Source organism: Alkalilacustris brevis, assembly GCF_003350345.1.
Lineage (GTDB): Bacteria > Pseudomonadota > Alphaproteobacteria > Rhodobacterales > Rhodobacteraceae > Alkalilacustris > Alkalilacustris brevis.
The window spans coordinates 1-19,238 of the sequence record NZ_QNVJ01000074.1 but is presented as its reverse complement, the minus strand read 5'-3'; the positions used below and the strand labels follow the sequence as shown (position 1 = coordinate 19,238).

General features: G+C 66.7%; 17 protein-coding genes. 10 read left to right on the top strand and 7 right to left on the bottom strand.

Features of this window, described 5'->3' with window-relative positions; all coding sequences use genetic code 11:
• The first annotated feature begins 27 nt into the window (after nt 1–27).
• Nucleotides 28–960 carry a 3,5-dioxohexanoate:acetyl-CoA acetone transferase gene (kce, locus tag DQ229_RS12055; RefSeq protein WP_114966519.1) on the top strand — a complete coding sequence of 311 codons (933 nt, stop codon included), beginning with the start codon at nt 28–30 and terminating at the stop codon, nt 958–960.
• 105 nt (nt 961–1,065) lie between these two features.
• On the opposite strand, the gene DQ229_RS12050 is transcribed toward kce, so the two are convergent.
• On the bottom strand, nt 1,066–1,296 hold the full coding sequence (locus DQ229_RS12050) for a hypothetical protein (protein ID WP_114966518.1): 231 nt from the start codon (nt 1,294–1,296) through the stop codon (nt 1,066–1,068).
• 18 nt (nt 1,297–1,314) lie between these two features.
• Entirely contained in the window at nt 1,315–2,895 is a 1,581-nt protein-coding gene (locus tag DQ229_RS12045) for a glycosyltransferase (RefSeq protein ID WP_114966517.1), read from the bottom strand.
• Nucleotides 2,896–3,056: 161 nt separating this feature from the next.
• On the opposite strand from DQ229_RS12045, the gene DQ229_RS12040 reads away from it, so the two are divergent.
• The 4 genes from DQ229_RS12040 (at nt 3,057) to DQ229_RS12025 (ending at nt 6,717) form a co-directional block, all read left to right on the top strand.
• Nucleotides 3,057–4,058: a glycosyltransferase gene (locus DQ229_RS12040; RefSeq protein ID WP_162300850.1), complete on the top strand. Its 1,002-nt coding sequence runs from the start codon at nt 3,057–3,059 to the stop codon at nt 4,056–4,058.
• 107 nt (nt 4,059–4,165) lie between these two features.
• The gene (gene panC, locus DQ229_RS12035) at nt 4,166–5,026 is read left to right on the top strand and encodes a pantoate--beta-alanine ligase (RefSeq protein WP_114966515.1); all 861 of its coding nucleotides are present in this window, start codon (nt 4,166–4,168) and stop codon (nt 5,024–5,026) included.
• Nucleotides 5,023–5,838: a 3-methyl-2-oxobutanoate hydroxymethyltransferase gene (gene panB, locus DQ229_RS12030; protein WP_114966514.1), complete on the top strand. Its 816-nt coding sequence runs from the start codon at nt 5,023–5,025 to the stop codon at nt 5,836–5,838. Before panC ends, panB begins: the two co-directional genes overlap by 4 nt.
• 78 nt (nt 5,839–5,916) lie before the next feature.
• The gene (locus DQ229_RS12025) at nt 5,917–6,717 is read left to right on the top strand and encodes an HTD2 family dehydratase (protein ID WP_114966513.1); all 801 of its coding nucleotides are present in this window, start codon (nt 5,917–5,919) and stop codon (nt 6,715–6,717) included.
• Nucleotides 6,718–6,742: 25 nt separating this feature from the next.
• Here the strand turns inward: DQ229_RS12025 and DQ229_RS12020 are convergent, their stop codons facing one another.
• Nucleotides 6,743–7,813: an NAD(P)/FAD-dependent oxidoreductase gene (locus DQ229_RS12020; RefSeq protein WP_114966512.1), complete on the bottom strand. Its 1,071-nt coding sequence runs from the start codon at nt 7,811–7,813 to the stop codon at nt 6,743–6,745.
• 54 nt (nt 7,814–7,867) lie between these two features.
• Between DQ229_RS12020 and mnmC2 the strand changes: the two genes are divergently transcribed.
• Both mnmC2 and DQ229_RS12010 read left to right on the top strand, forming a co-directional pair.
• Nucleotides 7,868–8,545 carry a tRNA (5-methylaminomethyl-2-thiouridine)(34)-methyltransferase MnmC2 gene (gene mnmC2, locus DQ229_RS12015; RefSeq protein ID WP_114966511.1) on the top strand — a complete coding sequence of 226 codons (678 nt, stop codon included), beginning with the start codon at nt 7,868–7,870 and terminating at the stop codon, nt 8,543–8,545.
• The gene (locus DQ229_RS12010) at nt 8,542–9,411 is read left to right on the top strand and encodes a DMT family transporter (protein WP_114966510.1); all 870 of its coding nucleotides are present in this window, start codon (nt 8,542–8,544) and stop codon (nt 9,409–9,411) included. The genes mnmC2 and DQ229_RS12010 overlap by 4 nt, the downstream gene beginning before the upstream one ends.
• A 21-nt stretch (nt 9,412–9,432) precedes the next feature.
• Here DQ229_RS12010 and selD read toward each other — a convergent pair whose 3' ends face one another.
• From selD to DQ229_RS11995, 3 genes are all read right to left on the bottom strand, one after another.
• Complete coding sequence (gene selD / locus DQ229_RS12005; protein ID WP_114966509.1) at nt 9,433–11,643, bottom strand: selenide, water dikinase SelD; 2,211 nt, start codon at nt 11,641–11,643, stop codon at nt 9,433–9,435.
• Between the two features lie 212 nt (nt 11,644–11,855).
• Nucleotides 11,856–13,913: a DNA helicase RecQ gene (recQ, locus tag DQ229_RS12000; RefSeq protein WP_114966508.1), complete on the bottom strand. Its 2,058-nt coding sequence runs from the start codon at nt 13,911–13,913 to the stop codon at nt 11,856–11,858.
• A 9-nt stretch (nt 13,914–13,922) separates the two neighbouring features.
• Nucleotides 13,923–14,210, bottom strand: coding sequence for a YggT family protein (locus DQ229_RS11995; protein WP_114966507.1), 288 nt, complete (start codon nt 14,208–14,210; stop codon nt 13,923–13,925).
• 138 nt (nt 14,211–14,348) lie between these two features.
• Between DQ229_RS11995 and yaaA the strand changes: the two genes are divergently transcribed.
• Entirely contained in the window at nt 14,349–15,134 is a 786-nt protein-coding gene (gene yaaA / locus DQ229_RS11990) for a peroxide stress protein YaaA (RefSeq protein ID WP_114966506.1), read from the top strand.
• 95 nt (nt 15,135–15,229) lie between these two features.
• Nucleotides 15,230–15,991, top strand: coding sequence for a sulfite exporter TauE/SafE family protein (locus DQ229_RS11985; protein WP_202909572.1), 762 nt, complete (start codon nt 15,230–15,232; stop codon nt 15,989–15,991).
• A 32-nt stretch (nt 15,992–16,023) separates the two neighbouring features.
• Here the strand turns inward: DQ229_RS11985 and dapA are convergent, their stop codons facing one another.
• Nucleotides 16,024–16,899: a 4-hydroxy-tetrahydrodipicolinate synthase gene (dapA, locus tag DQ229_RS11980; RefSeq protein WP_114966504.1), complete on the bottom strand. Its 876-nt coding sequence runs from the start codon at nt 16,897–16,899 to the stop codon at nt 16,024–16,026.
• Between the two features lie 165 nt (nt 16,900–17,064).
• Here dapA and DQ229_RS11975 point away from each other — a divergent pair, with 165 nt between their 5' ends.
• Nucleotides 17,065–19,041, top strand: coding sequence for a lytic transglycosylase domain-containing protein (locus DQ229_RS11975; protein WP_114966503.1), 1,977 nt, complete (start codon nt 17,065–17,067; stop codon nt 19,039–19,041).
• Nucleotides 19,042–19,238: the final 197 nt, after the last annotated feature.

Genomic DNA, 19,238 nt, shown 5'->3' with positions numbered 1-19,238 from the left:
CCACCGGCAAAGCAAAGGGAGGCCCATATGGCCCGCAACCACAAGACGATCATTACCTGTGCCGTCACCGGGGCGATCCACACACCGACCATGTCGGACGCCCTGCCCTACACCGCCGATGCCATCGCCGAGCAGGCCATCGCGGCGGCCGAGGCGGGCGCGGCAATCCTGCATCTGCACGCGCGCAACCCCGACACCGGCGCGCCCTCGATCGCACCGGAGGATTTCGCCCCCTTCCTGCCGCGTATCAAGCAGGCCACCGATGCGGTGGTGAATATCTCGACCGGCGGCTCGCTCACCGCCACCATCGCCGAGCGCATCGCCCCCGCGCGCCGCTTCTCGCCCGAGATGTGCTCGATGAACATGGGCTCGCTCAACTTCAGCTTTCATCCGCTGGCCGCGCGCTATGACGAATGGAAGTTCGATTGGGAGCGCGATTACGTCGCCGGGTCCGAGGGCAACATCTTTCGCAACACCTTCCGCGACATTCGCGAAGCCGCCGAGACGCTCGCGCCCGAGGCGATCAAGTTCGAGCACGAAATCTACGATGTCGGGCACCTCTACAACCTCAAGTTCATGGTCGATCAGGGGCATTTTCGCGCGCCGATCTTCCTGCAGTTCGTCATGGGCATCCTAGGCGGCATCGGGGCGGATGTGGACAACCTGGTGTTCATGAAACGCACCGCCGACAAGCTTTTCGGCAACAGCTATCGCTGGTCGGTGTTGGCGGCCGGCGCGGCACAGATCCCGCTGGCGGTGACGGCGGCGCAGATGGGCGGGCATGTGCGCGTGGGGCTGGAGGACAGCCTGTTCATCATGCGCGGTGAACTGGCCACGTCGAACGCGCAGCAGGTGATCAAGCTGCGCCGCATCATCGAAGACCTTGGCCAGAGCGTCGCCACCCCGGATGAAGCGCGCGAAATCCTGGGCCTCAAGGGTGGCGACAAGGTAGGGTTCTGAACCACAGCGCATCGGCATCCGGTCGCAACGGCCTGACACTCTGCTTGCGAAGTTCCATGAGGGCTTGCTGCGCCCCGGGCCATCCGCGCGGCCTTGCGAAGAATATCAAGCGGCGAATCCGGACCGAGGGAGTTCACTCAGTCGCGCAACGCCCGGTCGCACACCGCACCACGGCTGGCTGATGTAATGGAGCACCCTCTTGCGCCCGGCCAGGATATCGACCTGCGCCACCATGCCGGGCACGATCTCGACCGCGGCCCCATCGGCATCGAGAATATTGGTCGAGCTGCGCACCTGGACCGCGAAGGCCTGCTCGTCACGGTCGGGGCGCTGCACGGCATCTGCCCCGAGGGGTCACGAACGCACATGCCGGATCTGCAGGTTGGACAATCCCCAAGGCTGCACACCGAGATCCCGGCAGGCGCGGCCAAAGCCCTCGGTCTCGAGCAGGTCGTCATAAGGGATCTCGGGAAAGCGCAGCCCCGCACGATGCACCGCGGCATGCACCAGGAGCATCGTGCCCCCGACCGAGGAAAGCGGCACACGGTCAAGAAACCGCAGATCGTGAAGATAACGCCGCGCCAAGCCCTTGGGCGGCATGTAGAGCCCGCCGCGCACATGCTTGTAATAGGCCGATGGGACAGGCTTGCGATCTTCGAGAAAGGCATTGAGGTCGAAACTCGGCCCATCCCATTCCTGCACGCAATCCGGCGTGACCACCTTGCACCGTGCGTCAAGCAGCCGGCGGAGCGTGGCAGGCGCGTAATCGCAGACGTCGGCGTCGATCCAAAGCACCCAATCGTCCTGTGCATCCAGGCCGTAGTCGAGCAGATGGTTGCGGACACGGGCCAAGTGCGCGCGCCGGGCATACTGCAGCCGGGGTTTCCAGCGCCGCGAACGCTTTAGCGGCGCGCCGCCGTTCAGCGTGGTCAGACAGATGTCGCGGAAATGTCCTGCATGCGTCTGCGCCAGATCCTTAAGCCGTGTGGCGGTATCGTCGCGGCTGTCGCCTTCGCAAAACACGAGCTTGAGTTTCTCGGGCGGATGATCGAGCGAGCGCAGCAGTTCGAAACAGCGATCGAGGAACGGCGCCGCATCGCGCACCGGGATCATAACCGCGACATTCTCGGCGCCCGGCTGGATCGGGGTATGCAGAAGCGACTGATCGACCCGCACGCGCAAATCCGCGCGCCCCAGAACCTTCCCGCGCGTCAGCCTGTAACGCGCCCGGCGCAATGCTGCCTTCAGCACGGTTCCAGGCTTGCGCCGTGGCGCGCTGAGCCATGATCCCTGCCAATGGTGACTGGCCAGGCGCAGCCCTGCATAATCGCCTTTCGGCAGCGCCAGGCTTTCGCACCCGTCATTGGTGACCGGAGCGAACAGATGGCAAGAGTTCAGCGATAACTCTTCTGGCCGCGGATAGCTTTCTACCACGCCCGTCAGCATCAGCGGCCCGGTCGATTCCAGCACCCAGGTGCCAGCGGCGTGGCGGCAACGCTCCATCACCTCCAGCACATGATCCCAGAACCGGTGGCCGCGCGGGCTGGCCATCAACCCGTTGAAGAATAGTCGCTCCAACCCCAGCGGCTGGCTGTGATTGCGGTGCTCTGCCGGCTCTTCGGCCAGTATGACGCGGCTGTCTTGCGCGATCGGGTCGAAGGGCGCGAGGCATTCGGTATCGATATCGGCATAAACCCCACCGCAGTGATGCAGGATCAGGTATCGTCCCATATCGGCCCGCTGCACCGGCTTGGGATAGCTCTGATAAAGTGCTTCCAGTTGCGGATAGTGCTGCCGAACCAGTTCCAGCAGGTCTTCATCCGTCCAGAAACGATACTCCCAGGCCGGGTTCAGCCGCTTCCAACTCTCTGGCCAAGCGCTTGGCCCCGGAATATCGTGATCGCGCCAGGTCTGGTGGATGAGCTTTGGAATCATTGGCGGCACGAATGAAAATTGCGCATGTCCTTTACGAACCTCCACTTGCAAACGGGTCGGGGGCGCAGCTCAGAAATCATGCGATCAACCGGTGCCTGGCGCAACTTGCCCCGCTGACATCTATCGTAGTTCAGCCATGGTTCACCACCGGAGATCACCGGTTGGAACGCAGGAAAACCGCAATCGAGGCCGCGCTGCCCCCATGGGCGGTCGAGCGGGTCGCGCAGCAGGTGGCGGGGGCGGATGTCGTCGTTGTCGACGGCATCTTGCTGGCCGATATCGCGCGGCACCTGTCGGAGGCCGGCCACGCTGTGATCGTGGACATGCACAATGTCGAAAGCGCGCTGCTGCGCGAGATCGACCTCGCGCGACGCACCCGCCTTGCGGCGCTCTGGCGTGCGGGCACCTGGCGCCGGGCGGCCGAGGCCGAGCGCGACATCGCGCGCAAGGTCTGCGGCCTGTGGGTCTGTTCGCAAGCAGACCGCCAGCGGTTGCAGGCAATCGCTGGGCCGGACATTTTCACAAGCGTCATTCCCAATCCGGTGCCGCCGTGGTGCAGCACGGTTCAAGCCAGCAGCCCGGCCGCCCGGCGCGGCGCTGACCGTGACGCCATGCGCCTGCTGTTTGTCGGGCATCTCGGCTATCGGCCCAATATTCACGCGGCGCGGCGACTTATGCGGCACATCCTGCCCGCGCTGCGGCAGGATCTTCCCGATGCCCGTCTCGATCTTTGCGGTCGCGCGCCCCGGAAAAGCCTGATCAGGCTTGCCGCCCGCACCCCTGGCGCCCGGCTGACCGGCGACCCGAAGGATCTGGCCCCGTTCTACGCCGAGGCCACCATGACGCTGATACCCCTGACCGAGGGCGGCGGCACCCGCCTCAAGGTGCTCGAAGCGCTGCAACTTGGCCTGCCGGTGATCGCCTCCGCAAAGGCTGTCGAGGGGCTGGACCTGACCCATGGCGAACATTTCCTGCGGGCCGAAAGCGATTCCGATTTCATCCGCGCCGCGGCCAGGCTGGCCGCCAACCCCGCCCTGCGCGAGAGCCTGAGCCGTGCCGGGCGCCGCCATATCGCCGAAGGACACAGCCACGACGTGCTGTGCGCGGCGATTGCCCACAGCATAGAAGCCTGCCACGACCGCCGGCCGGGCACGGCAGCCTGACGCTGGCTGCGCCACCGCTCCCTTGTCACGCTGTGCGGGCAAAGGTAAGCAGCCTGCAGGGGCCGCGCGACGCGCAAAGCCCGCGAGAGGGGAAGGGGACAGCCAGAATGCGCCTCTATCGCACACGCGAGGAAATGCGCGCCGCCGCACGGGTCTTTCGGGCCCAGGGGGCTTTCGTCGGCCTTGTTCCGACGATGGGCTATCTGCACGAAGGTCACATGGAACTGGTACGCCGGGCCAGGGCCGGTTGCGAGAAGGTCGTGGTTTCGATCTTCGTCAACCCCACTCAATTCGGCCCCAACGAGGATTTCGATGCCTACCCCCGCGACACCGAGCGCGACCTGAAACTGCTCAGCGAGGCCGGGGTCGATACTGTCTTCCTGCCCGATGTGGCCGAACTCTATCCACCCGGCTGCGAAACCATTGTCGAGGCCCCGACACTCTCGCGTATCCTGATGGGGCGGCTGCGGCCCGGGCATTTCCGGGGCGTTACCACCATCGTGGCCAAGCTTTTCAACATCGTGCGGCCCGACCGGGCCTATTTCGGTGAAAAGGATTACCAGCAACTCCAGATCATCCGCCGCATGGTCCAGGATCTGGATTTCGGCATCGAGATCGCCGGCGTGCCGACGATGCGCGAGCGCGACGGGCTGGCGATGTCGTCGCGCAATGTGCTGCTCACCCCCGAAGATCGCGCCGCCGCCCCGGTGCTCAACCGCGCACTGGACGAGGCCGAGGCGCTGGCGCGTGGACGCCCCGATGTGGCCGCTCTGCGCAAGCAGGTCAAGGACCGCATCAGCGCCGAAACCCGCGCCGAGATCCGTTCGGTCGATCTGCGCGATGCCGAGACACTGGCGCCACTGCGCGGGCGGCTCGACCGCCCGGCGGTGATCCTGCTGGCAGTGCGCTTTGGCAAGGTGCTGCTGATCGATCAGCGTGTCGTCACCCCCGAAGGAGACCATGAATGAGTACTCAAGCCGCAAAACCCGTGCGCCGTATCACCGTGCCGCAGATCGCCGCGCGCAAGGGGGGCGAGCCGATCGTGTCGCTGACCTCCTATCACGCGCATACCGCCGCCATCGTTGACCGCTACGCCGATTTCATCCTGGTGGGCGACAGTCTGGGCATGGTGATGCACGGCATGGACTCGACCGTGGGCGTGCCGCTCGATCTGATGATCATGCACGGGCGCGCGGTGGTGCGCGGAACGCAACGCGCGCTTGTGGTGGTCGACATGCCCTTCGGCTCGTATGAGGAAAGCCCGGCGATGGCCTTTCGCAACGCAGCAAAGGTGATGAAGGAGACCCAATGCGGCGCGGTCAAGCTGGAAGGCGGCCGACGCATGGCCGACACGATCCGCTTCCTGACCGAACGCGGCATTCCGGTCATGGCCCATATCGGGCTGACCCCACAGACAAGCCATGTCATGGGCGGGTTCAAGACCCAGGGCCGCGACGAGGAAAGCTGGCCAAGCCATATCGCCGACGCCAGGGCCGTGGCCGAAGCAGGCGCCTTCGCGCTGGTGGTCGAGGGCGTGGTCGAGCCGCTGGCGCGCGAGATCACGAAAGCCGTTTCCATTCCCACCATCGGCATCGGCGCCAGCGCCGAATGCGACGGGCAGATCCTGGTGCTGGAAGACATGCTTGGCCTCAATCCCCGCCCGCCGAAATTCGTCAAGGTCTACGGTGCGCTGGGCGACATGATCGAGACTGCCGTACGCAGCTACGCCGAAGAGGTCAAATCCCGCACCTTCCCGAGCGAAGAGCAGGTTTATCGCTGAGCCTCCCGCCCACGGTTTGAGGTTATGTAAACGCCGGTTGAGCCTTGCGCCCCCGGCCGCATCGGGTAGCTTGTCGCCATGACACAGAACAGCCCTGCCACCGAAATCATCCATGACGTGCTCGACCCCGCGCGGGCCGAGGCGCTGCATGTCACGCTGGGTCTTTCGCGGCCGGTATCGCCGCTGTTGCCCTTTGCGCATCAGGTCTATTTCTGGACGCCCGCGCCCGCCGAAGCCCTGGGCACCGATGGCCACCCGCGCGTGGGCGGCGCCGGGGTCATCCCCGACATGGGCCTGCCGCGCCGCATGTGGGCGGGCGGGCGGCTTGAGTTTCACGCCCCGCTCCTGCCGGGCCAGCCGGCCGAGAAACACAGCCAGCTCGTCGCCGCGCGCGAAAAGACGGGCCGCAGCGGCCGGCTGGGGCTGGTCACGCTGCGCCACGAAATCCGGCAGGCGGGCACGCTCTGCGTCACCGAAGAGCAGGATCTGGTCTATCGCGAGCCTGCCCACCCCGACGCACCTGCACCTGTGCCCCCAAAGGCCCCGGAAAACGCCGAGGAAACCCGCGAGGTGGCCTTCACCTCGACGATGCTGTTTCGCTATTCGGCGCTGACCTTCAACGGGCATCGTATTCATTATGATGCCGATTACGCGCGCAAGGCCGAAGGCTATGCCGGGCTTGTCGTGCACGGCCCCCTGCTGGCGCAGCTTCTGATCCTGATGGCCGAAGAGGCGCTGGGCGGGTTGCGGCGTTTCAGCTTCCGCGCCACCGCGCCGCTGTTTGATTTCGAGGCCGCCACACTCTGCCGTGCAGGAAACCGGCTTTGGGTGCGTGGCCCCGATGGCCGCCAGTGCATGGAGGCCGAGGCCGAGGCCTGAGCCGCCACGCCGCGAAATCGCCGTATCAGCCCGGCGCAGCAAAACGGAACTCTTCGGGAATACCCGACGCGCGCCCTTCTAGGATCAGATCCGCCATGACCTCGGCCACCTTGGGGGCCATGCCGAAGCCGATACGAAAGCCGCCATTGGCGACATACTCGCCCGGCCGCCCCGGCAATGGCCCCAGGAGCGGCACGCGGCTGCGCGCGCGGGGGCGCACGCCCGCCCAGCGCTCCCGCACCGGCGCGCCGGCCAGCGCGGGGCAAAGCGCGATTGCGCGCGCCAGCACATCGTCAAGCTGCGCATCCGTGCCGTCGGGGCTGTCGAAATCACGCTCGCTGGTCGAACCCACGGCCAGCGTGCCATCGGCATGAGGGACCAGAAAGATGCCATCGGCATAGACCTGCGGCACAGGCCCTGCGTCATGCCCCAGCACAAGCGCCTGGCCCTTCACCCCGCCACCTGCCGAGCGGCCCCGCCCGTCGGGCAACGCTTCCAGCCCCTCCCAGCCCGTGGCCCAGACGATGGCGCCATAAGCAGCACCTGCCGGGGGTGCAGCGGCCTCGGCCCCCTCAATGATCTCGGCGCCCAGCGCCCGCAGCGCGACGGCCAGCGCGGCGCAGGCCCGACGCGGGTGTAGCCGCGCGCTCAACGTGTCATGGATGACCAGCCCGGTGGGGCTGCTTGCAGGTAACCCCGGCACGGCTGCCGCTTCGCGGACCTCCCATCGCGCGGCATCGCCCCAGTATTGCCGCGCACCTTCGGCCCGTGCACGTGCGCGGGCCACGGCGGCGTCGTCAGCCAATGGCTGCACCCGGCCCAACCGGGCATAGCCCGGATCTTCGGCCCCGATGCGCGCCACCTCCGACCACCAGTCTTTGGCCATGAGCAGGCTTTCAAGCTGGAACTGTTTGGTCGCGTTCCAGCCTTCGGGCACATGCGGGGCCAGCGCGCCGACCAGCCCGCCGCTCGCCCCGGCGCCGATGTGGCGCCGCTCGATCAGGCGCACAGTGGCGCCGCGGCGCGCGCAGGCATAGGCCACCGCCAGCCCGAAGATGCCGCCACCCATCACCGCAACCCGATCGGCCATTGCCATTCCCCTGTCGCAAGCCCATTCTGCCCGGGCGCAACCCTAGGACATCACCGCGCCATGAACCAGCACCCCAACACCGGCTTGATCGACTGGAAGGACGGCATCCTGCCGGTCTCACGCCGGTTCGATGACCCGTATTTCTCGCTGCAGGACGGGCTGGCCGAGACCCGGCATGTCTTTCTCGGGGGCAACGGGCTGCCCGGCCGCTTCCGCCCCGGTTTTCACATTGCCGAGCTGGGCTTCGGCACCGGGCTCAACATGCTGGCCGCACTGGCGGCCTGGCAGGAGGCCGGCATCGCGGGCCGCCTGCGCTACACCAGTTTCGAGGCCTACCCGCTGGGCGCGGATGACATCGCCCGCGCGCTTGGCGCCTTCCCCGAGCTTGCCCCACTGGCCGCGCCCTTCATCGCGCAATGGGCAAGCGGCGCACGCCGCATCCAGATCGAAGGGCTGGATGCGGCAGTGATCGAGGGTGACGCCCGCCGCACCCTGCCGCGATGGGAAGGACGGGCAGACGCCTGGTTTCTCGACGGCTTCGCCCCGGCCCGCAACCCCGAGCTATGGGAGCCTGCCCTGATGGCCGAGATCGCCCGGCACAGCGCACCGGGGGCGACGCTGGCCACCTACACCGCCGCCGGCGCCGTGCGCCGCGCGCTGGCTGATGCAGGTTTCGAGATATCGCGCCGCTCCGGCTTTGGACGCAAACGCCACATGACGACCGGACGGCTTGCATGACACCACAGAACACCCGGTTAGGCATCTGGATGATGGTGGCGACGGCCTTCGTCTTTGCCGTGCAGGACAGCCTCTCGCGCCACCTGGCCAGCGAATACAACGTGCTCATGGTGGTGATGATCCGCTACTGGTTCTTTGCCGCCTTCGTGATCGCGATTGCGGCGCGCAAGGCCGGCGGGCTGCGCCGCGCGGTCGCGACCCGGCAGCCGGTGCTACAGATCTTTCGCGGGGTGCTGCTGGCGGTCGAGGTCTGTATCATGGTGCTGGGCTTCGTGCTGCTGGGGCTGATCGCGACGCACGCCGTCTTTGCCGCCTACCCGCTGATCGTTGCCGCGCTCTCCGGCCCGGTGCTGGGCGAGCGGGTGGGTTGGCGCCGCTGGACGGCCATCATGATCGGCCTGGCCGGGGTTCTGATCATCTTGCAACCGGGCTTTGCCGTGTTCAACCCCGCCGCGCTGGTGCCGATGCTGGCGGCACTGATGTTTGCGCTTTACGGGCTGCTAACCCGATATGTCGCCCGTGAGGACAGCGCCGCAGTCAGCTTTTTCTGGACAGGAACCGCGGGCGCCGTGACCATAACGCTGATCGGCCTGTGGTTCTGGGAGCCGATGAGCGCCCCCGACTGGGGCTGGATGGGGGCGCTATGCCTGACCGGAGTGCTGAGCCACTTCACTCTGATCAAGGCCTATGAGCTGGCCGAAGCCTCGGCCGTGCAGCCCTTTGCCTATCTGCAACTTGTATTCATCGCGGCCTTCGGTCTGCTGATCTTTGGCGAAACGCTGTCGCTCAACGTGATTATCGGGGCCTGTGTCGTCGTCGCGGCGGGGCTGTTCACGCTCTGGCGCGCGCGTGTGGTAAAGGCATGACAAGGCAGCCCCCATCGCCCGTTACACCAAAACGATACACCCCGACGAGCCTTCGGCCTGCCCGACCGTCCCCACAATGGTCGCCGGCTCGCCCGCCGCCCGCAACGCGGCCAGCGCCGCCTGCGCCGTCGCTTCGGGCAGCGCGGCGAGCAGCCCGCCGCAGGTCTGCGGATCGAAGAGCAGGTCAGCCACCGGCCCCTGCCGCCCCTCGATCCGGCCGGCAAGGGCGGCACGGTTCGCAGGCATCAGGGTCGAGCCGACGCCCTGCGCCGCCAGATCCGCGGCACCGGGCAGCAGCGCAACCGCATCGAGGTCCAGCCGCGCCGAAAGGCGGCCTGCGCCCAGCATCTCCCACAGGTGCCCGGCCAACCCGAAGCCGGTGACATCGGTCATCGCATGGGCCTTGGCCCCGAGCATGTCAGCCGCCGGGCCAAGCGGGCGCGCCATGCTGGCGATGCAGTCGCGCCAGGCCTCACCCAGCATCGCTGCGCCGCCATGACCCGAAATGCGCGCCAGGGCCATTTCGGCGGCCAGCAAGATGCCCGTCCCCAGGGGCTTTGTCAGGATCAGCACGTCGCCCGGCCGTGCCGTCTGCTTGCCGATCGGCGCTGCGGCAAGCCCGGTGATGGTGAAGCCGATGGTCAGCTCGTCACCCATGGATGTATGCCCGCCGGCAAGCTCGGCCCCGGCATCAGCCAGCACTGTCGCGGCGCCTTCCATGATCTCGCCCAGAAACCGCGCCTGCATCGGTTCGGACAGGCGCGGCAACGTGATCTGCACCAGCGCGGCTTGCGGTGCGGCCCCCATCGCCCAGATGTCACCCAGCGCGTGGATCGCCGCAAGCCGCGCCATCAGGTGCGGATCGCTGACAAAGGCGCGCAGATGATCGGTGGTGATGACCTGCCGGGTGTCGCCCATCTGCAGCACTGCGGCATCGTCACCCGGACCGGAAAGCAGATCAGGCCCTTTCGGCGAAGGAAGACGGCGCAGCGCGTTGGTCAGAACGTCACTGCCGACCTTTGCCCCGCAACCGCCGCAAAGCGGCTTGTGCCCCAACGCCTCCGGCACCCCTTCTGCATGTTCGCGCGGCAAGGCGGGGGCAAGCATCGCGGGGTATATCTCGAACTTCGTCATGAACTTGCGGTCGATCCGGTCTTTCAGGCGCCAGAGCCACCGGCCGGAGGCGGCCACCCCGTGCTTGTCGGCCAGTGCCGCCTTGTCGCCCAGCGAGACCAGCTTCAGGTAATCATGCTGCGGCGCATAGCTACGCACTCCCCCCTGCCCCGAGGCGGCCGCGCGCAAATTGGCAAACAGGACCGGGGCCTGGCGCACAGCGAACACCCCGGCCTTGGGGCGCGGGGCATGGGCGAGATGGGCACAATCGCCTGCGGCGAAGATCGCCGGGTCCGAGCCTTGCAACGTTGGCGTGACACGCACGAACCCGTCTTGCAGGGTCAGGCCCGTCTGCGCCAGCCAGTCCTGCGGGCGCGCGCCGGCGGCGGCAAGTGTGAAATCCGACCGCAGGCGCCGGCCATCTGCCAGCACGATGCCGCCTGGCTCGATCCGGGCAACGCGCTGGCCTGTCATCAAGGCGATACCCTGCGCCTCCATCCTGGCCAGCAGCCTGCGGCGCGCGCCATTGCCCAGGTCCGGCAGGATGGTGTCGGCCTGATCCAGCACCGTGACCCTTGGCGCCTTGCCCGTGCCGCGCAGCCGATGCGCAGCGGCAAGCGCCAGCTCCACCCCGCCAAGCCCCGCGCCGATCACCACGAGATGTGGGTCATCCGCAGCCCCGACCAGGAATTTCTCCCATCGCAGCAGAAAATCGCCCAGCGGCTTGGCGCTGACGCCATGCGCGGCAAAACCGGGGATTTGTGGCAGATCCGAGGTGATCCCGATGTCAAGCGAGGCCAGGTCATATTCCACCCGCCGCCCGGAGGCGAGGATCGCCTGCCTTTGCGACAAGTCCAGCCCCGTGACCCGGTCGAGGATCATGCGCGCCCCGGCAAAGCGAGAAAGCCGCACCAGATCGATCATCATCTCGTCACGGCGGTAGTGCCCGGCAACCGCACCGGGCAGCATCCCTGTATAGGGGGTGATCGGGTCCGGGTTGACCAGGGTAAGGCGCGCGCCCGGCAAGGGGTTCATCCCCCACATGCGCAACACCAGCGCATGGGCATGGCCCCCACCGATAAGCAGGATATCTCGCGTCAGGGGCAGGGGGCGGTGCATCTTGTCTCACTTTCGTGGCGGCGGGTCCGGGCGTGACGATAGCGCGCCACTGCCGCAACGGCGAGGGGGGCACAGCCAAGGCCCGTCATATCGTGCCGCGCGGCACGAGGGTTTTCGCCACGAACCAGTCGGCAAATGGCAACCGAGGCGCGAAAGGCCCCCGCCGCAAGCACAGCGGTGCAGAAGCGGACCTCCGGCACGCTCCAGTGGCCTCAGCTGTCACGCAGTATCTTCAGAAACGCATCAGCGAAGCGCTCTGCGCGCCGCGGGCCAAGCAATTGCAAGAGCGCCGCGTAATCGCGAGGGCGCTGCTGTGCGATCCGCGCGATAAGCGCGGGCGAGCAGCTCAGCGGCTTTTCCGTCCCAATTGGCCCGCGCTCCAGATCGCGTTGCGCAACTGCCAGCCGGTCATGCAGTGCGCCGCCATCCCGCCCGGCCAGCCGCCGGCGCGCCGGGTGCATCTCCGGCGGGGCTTCGCCCAGGATCACTGCAAGGAACGTGTCGCCGTAGCGCTCCAGCTTGGTGGCCCCGACCCCGGTGATTCCGGCCATGTCATCCAAGGTTTGCGGCCGCTTTTCAGCCATTTCGATCAGCGTGCGGTCGGTGAAGATGACATAGGCGGGCACGCGCGCCTCCTCGGCCAGGGCGCGGCGCTTTGCCTTGAGCGCCGACAGCAGCGGCGCGTCCTCGTCCGAGACCAGCGCACGGGGCTCGGGGCGGCTGCTGTTGCGCGCGGCCTCGACCGAATCGGCGCGCAGGTTGATCGCGGTCTCGCCGCGCAGGATCGGGCGAGCGGCTTCGGTCATACGCAGGGCGCCGTGGCGTTCGGGATCGGGACGCAGCAGATCGTGGCCCATCATCTGCCGAAACACCGCCTGCCAGGCGTTGCGGCCCATGTCGCGGCCAACGCCAAAGGTGGGCAGTTGGTCATGCCCACGCTGGGCGATCTTGTCGGTGGTCTTGCCGGTCAGAAGGTCGATCAGATGCCCCGCGCCAAAGCTTTCGCCTGTGCGCAGCACTGCCGAAAGCGCCTTGCGCACCGCCTCGGTGGCATCGAACAGCTTTGCCGGCTGCGCGCACAGGTCGCAATTGCCGCAATCAGTGCTGTCCTCGCCGAAATAGCCCAGCAGCACGCGGCGGCGGCATTTGGTGGCCTCGGCCAGACCAAGCAGCGCGTTCAGCCGTGCGTGATCGGCGGATTTGCGTTCAGCGGGGGCAAGCCCCTCGTCAATCTGGGATCGGCGCAGGCGGATGTCATCGGCGCCGAAAAGCGTAAGCGTATCAGCCGGCGCGCCATCGCGCCCGGCGCGGCCGATCTCCTGGTAATAGGCCTCGATGGATTTGGGCAGGTCGGAATGGGCCACCCAGCGGATGTCGGGCTTGTCCACCCCCATGCCGAAGGCCACGGTGGCCACGACGATCAGCCCGTCTTCCTGCTGAAAGCGCCGCTCGACCTCGCGGCGGGCGTCGGGCTCCATCCCGCCGTGATAGGCCACGGCGGCGTGGCCGGCCTCGGACAGCGCGCGCGCAAGGGTTTCGGTGCGCGCGCGGGTTCCGCAATAGACGATCCCCGATTGCCCCCTTCGCGCGGCGGCAAAGCCCTCGATCTGGGCGCGCGGGCGGTTCTTGACGGCAAAGGCCAGGCGGATGTTGGGCCGGTCGAACCCGCGCAGAAAGGTTTCGGGCGTCTGGCCGTCGAACAGCCGGGTGACGATCTCGGCGCGGGTTTCGGCGTCGGCGGTGGCGGTGAAGGCCGCCAGCGGCACGCCAAGCTGTTGCCTGAGCGTGCCGATACGCAGGTAATCGGGGCGGAAATCATGCCCCCACTGGCTGACGCAATGGGCCTCGTCCACGGCGATCATGCTGCACCCTGCCCGGCGCAGCAGCGAAAGCGTCCCGCCCGAAGCCAGCCGCTCGGGCGCCATGTAGAGAAGCTTGAGGCTGCCGTCGGTGAGCGTGCGCAACACCTCGTCGGTCTCAGAATCGGTGTTGCCAGAGGTCAGCGCCCCCGCCACCACGCCGGCCTCGCGCAAGGCGCGCACTTGGTCGCGCATCAAGGCAATGAGTGGTGAGACCACCAGCGTCACGCCCTCGCGGCACAGAGCCGGCAGCTGGTAGCAAAGCGATTTGCCCCCGCCGGTGGGCATGATCGCCAGCGTGTCGCGCCCGGCAGTGACGGCCGCGACGATTTCGGCCTGCCCCGGACGAAAACCGGAAAAGCCGAAAACGGCAGAAAGCAGCGCTTGGGGAGAGGTATCGTCGCGCGGCATCCGGCGGCGTCAGATGAACAGGTGCATGTTGTTCTGTATGACGACCTGCAGCGCATAAATCCCGATCAGCAGGACCAGCGGCGCCAGGTCGATCCCGCCCAGATCGGGCAGGAAACGGCGTATGCGCATGTAGATCGGCTCGAGCAGGCGGTTCAGCCCATCCCAGATCGAGGCGACGATGGGCTGACGCAGATTGATCACCTGAAAGTTGATCAGCCAGCTCAGAATGATGTGGATGATCACCAGAAACCAAACGATATTCAGGATCAGCAGGATGATTTGCATCAACGAAAGCATGGCTTCTGGCCCCTTGTCTGGAATGCGGTGGCGATTGCGCAATCACAGGTAAAGCCCGGCCGCGCGAAGGGCAACCGCCTTCTGGACACTGCCCGTTTTTTAGCTAGGTTCGCGCCGGTCTGACAGGAGGTTCTGCCGATGCTCATTGTCCTTTCGCCCGCAAAGCGGCTTGACTGGTCCGAACCGCCCGAGCCGGTGCAGCCCACCATGCCCGCTTTCGCCGGCTCGGCGCTGGAGTTGGCGCAGGTCGCGCGGCAACTGGATGCTGCTGGCATCAAACGGCTCATGGGGATCAGCGACAAGCTGGCGCAATTGAATCAGGCGCGATTTGCGGCCTTTTCGGACACCCCTGACCCGGACAGCCTGCGTCCGGCCGCAATGGCCTTCGCCGGCGACACCTATGCGGGGCTTGAGGCGCGCAGCCTCGACGAGGACGCGCTGCGCTGGGCGCAGGGGCATTTGCGCATCCTGTCCGGGCTTTATGGGTTGCTGCGCCCGCTGGATGCGATCCAGCCCTACCGGCTTGAGATGGGGTCGCGGCTGAAAACCCCGCGCGGGAGCAACCTTTATGAATGGTGGGGCGACCGGCTGGCGAAGGCGCTCAACGATCTGGCTGCAGAGCAGGGAACCGAAGTGCTGGTCAACTGCGCCTCGCAGGAGTATTTCGGCGCGGTGGACCTCAAGGCGCTGAAGCCGCGGGTCATCACGCCCGTCTTCATGGAAGAGCGTGCGGGCAAACCGCCCAGGGTCATCAGTTTCCATGCCAAGAAGGCGCGCGGGGCGATGGCGCGCTTCATCTGCGAGAACCGACTGAGCGACCCCGAGGCGCTGCTGGAGTTTGACGCCGGCGGCTATCGCCACGCACCGGAATTGTCCGCGCAAGACAAGCCGGTGTTCTTGCGTGCGCCCGTCACGGATGACTGACTCTTGCCCCTTGCAGACCACCCTGGTGAAGTGCCCCGTGGCTAATGGTTTAGGTCCCCCGGGCAAACAGATGCACCCTATCGCCACGGTCGGGCATGGCGGAACGATGGATTGAGCACGGGGCCGCAATGATCTGGGCGATACTTGGTATATTGATGGGCGGCGTCCTGAAGGGCGCGACGGGGGCCGGTGCGCCGATCCTGGCCGTGCCGGCGCTGACCATGGCTTTCGACGTGCGTTTTGCCGTGGCGGTGATGATTGTCCCGAACATCCTGACCAATGTCTGGCAGGCCTGGGGGTACCGGGCCTCGTTGCTGGAGCGCGGTTTCGTGGTGCGGTTTCTCGCAGCCGGCGTGCTGGGCGCGGTGGTCGGCAACCTGTTGCTGGCCTGGCTACCACCCGAGGCACTGTCGATCGCGGTGGCGCTTGCGGTGTTGGGCTATATCGGGCTGCGGGTGCTGCGGCCGAGCTTTCGCCTTGGATACACTATTGCGCGCAGGCTTGCCTTTCCTGCCGGGATGCTCGCCGGGGTGCTGCAGGGCGCGACCGGGCTGTCGGCGCCGGCGTCGCTGACCTTTCTCAATGCGATGCGGCTGGAGCGACCGCAATTCATCGCAACGGCGTCGGCCTTCTTCGTGGCGATGATGCTGCCGCAGGTGCCGATGCTGATTGCGCTGGGCATTCTCGACGGGCCGCGCTTCCTGCTGGGGTTTGCCGGAGCGGCAGTGCTGGCGCTGGGAATGCCGGTGGGCGCCTGGATCGGGCGGCGCCTGCCCGCGCAGGTTTTCGACAAGCTGATCCTGGGTGTACTGGGCCTGATCGCCGTGCGGATTCTATACCTGGCCACCACCGGCTGAGGAAGGGCGCTGGCCCCGGGCCCCGGCCGGTATCAGTTGATCAGCGAAGCGTGGCGCATAGCGGCGTCGATCTGCTCGGCCACGCCATCGGTCACGCCGACCAGCGGCAAGCGCACCTCGTTGCGGCAATGCCCCAACCGCGAGAGCGCATATTTCGCCCCGGCCACACCCGGCTCGAGAAAGATCGCGCGGTGCAGCGGCATCAGCTTGTCCTGATATTCGAGCGCGGCGGCGTAATCGCCCCGCAGCGTCGCCTCCTGAAACTCGGCACAGAGCCGCGGCGCCACATTGGCCGTGACCGAGATGCAGCCAACGCCCCCATGCGCATTGAAGCCGAGCGCCGAAGCATCCTCGCCCGAAAGCTGGACAAAATCCGGCCCGCAGGTCTCGCGCTGGCGCGATACGCGCACGACATCGCCCGTGGCATCCTTGACGCCGATGATGCGCGGCAGTTTCGCAAGCTGGCCCATCGTGTCGGGAAGCATGTCCACGACCGAGCGGCCGGGGATGTTGTAGATGATGATCGGAAGTTCGCAGCAGTCATGCAGCACGCGAAAATGTTCGATCATGCCGGACTGCGTGGGCTTGTTGTAGTAGGGCGTCACCACCAGCGCGGCATCGGCGCCGACGCTTTCGGCATGCCGCATGAAGCGCACCGCCTCGGTGGTGTTGTTGCTGCCCGCGCCCGCGATGACCGGGATGCGCCCTCCGGCGGCCTTGACCACCTCTTCGATGACTTTCTCGTGTTCTGCGTGGCTCAGCGTCGGGCTTTCGCCGGTGGTGCCCACCGGAACGATCCCGTGACTGCCTTGCTCGACATGCCATTCTACCAGCGCCCGCAGGGCGTCAAAATCGACCGCGCCATTGTGAAACGGCGTCACCAGCGCGGGAATGGAGCCCCTGAACATCGCGCCTGCCTCCTCGCTACATCATCTACCGTCAACCCGGAAAACCCCGGGGACCGCACCGGACGCAGCCTAGGGCCCGAGCCGGTCGTTGCCAAGTTTGTGTTTTGCCTCACGGCATCCGGGCGTTAGACTTGCGGCAGGAAAACTGCAAGCCGAAAGCCTCCCATGCCGCGAAAACTTGTCAGCGTCCTTCTGGCCGTCTGCCTGTCTCTCCCTGCCGTTGTCCCTTCGGATGTGCTGGCCCAGGGCTCCCCTCCGCCAGTGCGGACGGCGGGTATGCTGGGCATGGCGCTGACCGAGATCCGGCAAGGCAACTGGACGCAGGCGCGCAACCTGGCCGAGGCCGCCGGGCCGGTCGCGCTGTCACTGGTCGACTGGCATCGCCTGCGCGACGGCAATGGCAACGGCACCTGGCACGAGCATCAGGCCTTCATCCAGGCCAACCCCGACTGGCCCGGCCTGCCCTGGCTACGCCGCCAGGGCGAGGAAGATCTGGCCGAAACCGCCATGCCCGGCGAGGTTGTCGCCTATTTCGACGGGGCCGCGCCACAGACACCCGAGGGGGCAATCGCGCTGATTTCCGCGCTTGAAGCCCGCGGTCAGGCCGAAGCCGCCCGCGCCGAGGCCGTGCGCGTCTGGCGCGAGATGGACCTCACACGCCAACAGGAAGAGGCGCTTTTGTCGCGCCATGCCGAAACGCTTGCGGCGCATCATGCCGAACGCCTCGATGCGCTGCTGTGGCGGAGCGAACGCGCGCAGGCCGAACGCCTTCTGCCAAGGCTGTCGCCCGGCCATGCGCGCCTGGCCGAGGCCCGGCTGGGGCTGCGCGAGCGTGTCTCGGGCGTGAACACGCTGATCGACGCGGTGCCATCCGGGCTGGCTGATGACGGCGGCCTCGCCTGGGAAAGGTTCAACTGGCGCATCGGCAACCGGCTATATGACACGGCGGCCGATCTGGCGATCGAGCGATCGGTCAGCGCCGAGTCGCTGGGCCGGCCCGAGGCCTGGGGGCGCTGGCGGGCCTGGCTGGTGCGGCGCGAGCTGAGCGAAGGGCGCACGCAACGGGCCTATGACCTGGCGGCGAACCATTTTCTGGAAAGCGGCGCCGATTTCGCCGATCTGGAATGGCTTGCAGGCTTCATCGCGCTGCGGCATCTCGACGAGCCGGCACGCGCGTTGCGGCATTTCCAGCACCTGCGGGTGAATGTCGGCGCCCCGATCAGCCTTGCACGTGCGGGCTATTGGGAAGGCCGCGCGCATGAGGCATTGGGAGACGAGGAGAGCGCCCGCGCCGCCTATGCCTTCGGTGGCGAACACCAGACCGCGTTCTACGGTCTTCTCGCGGCCGAGCGCGCCGGGCTGCCGATGGACCCGGCACTTGCCGGAGATGCGGATTTCCCCCATTGGCAGGAAGCCTCTTTCGCCGACTCCACCGTTCTGCAGGCCGCGCTATTGCTGCGCGAGGCCGGCGAATGGCATCTGGCACGGCGCTTCTTTCTGCACCTTGCGCAGGACCTGGAGCATGAGGAAGCCGGGCAGCTTGGTGATCTGGCCCTGGCACTGGGAGAGCCGAACTGGGCCGTCAACGTGGGCAAGGTTGTCGCCAATCGCGGCATCATCGTGCCTCATGCCTATTTTCCGCTCACCGAACTGGCGGAAATGGACCTTGGCATCCCCACCGAACTGGCGCTGGCCATCGCCCGGCGCGAAAGCGAATTCGACGCGGCAGTAATCAGCCCCGCCGATGCGCGCGGGCTCATGCAGCTTCTGCCCTCGACAGGCGAGTTGGTGGCGCGGCGGCTGGGTATCGGCTTTGATGCGGGGCGGCTGACCAGCGACGCGGCCTATAATGCGCAACTGGGCGCGGGCTATCTTGAACAGCTCATCGGCGAGTTCGGCGATGCGACCATTCTGGTTGCGGCGGCCTACAATGCAGGCCCCGGCCGCCCCCGCACCTGGGTGCAGAGCCTGGGCGACCCGCGCAACGCCGGTGTCGATCCGATTGACTGGATCGAATCCGTGCCTTTCACCGAAACGCGCAACTACATCATGCGGGTGATGGAATCGCTCTATGTTTATCGCGCGCGGCTCAACGGCGGGCCGGTGGATCTACGCCTGAGCGAAGAGTTGCGCGGCGGCTAAAGCAATTCCAGAAAAAGTTGATAGACTGTTTCGGATCGGAATTGCGACAAAACAGAAGGTTGAAGCGCTTCGGCAATTCGTTGAATTGCCGAAGCGCATTATAGCGTGTTGCGTTGAGTTGGACTCAATCAGTACCGACCAGAGGGCATGCGCTCGCCCGAGGTGGGCGCGGATGCGCCCGCCTGGGGGGCGGGCGG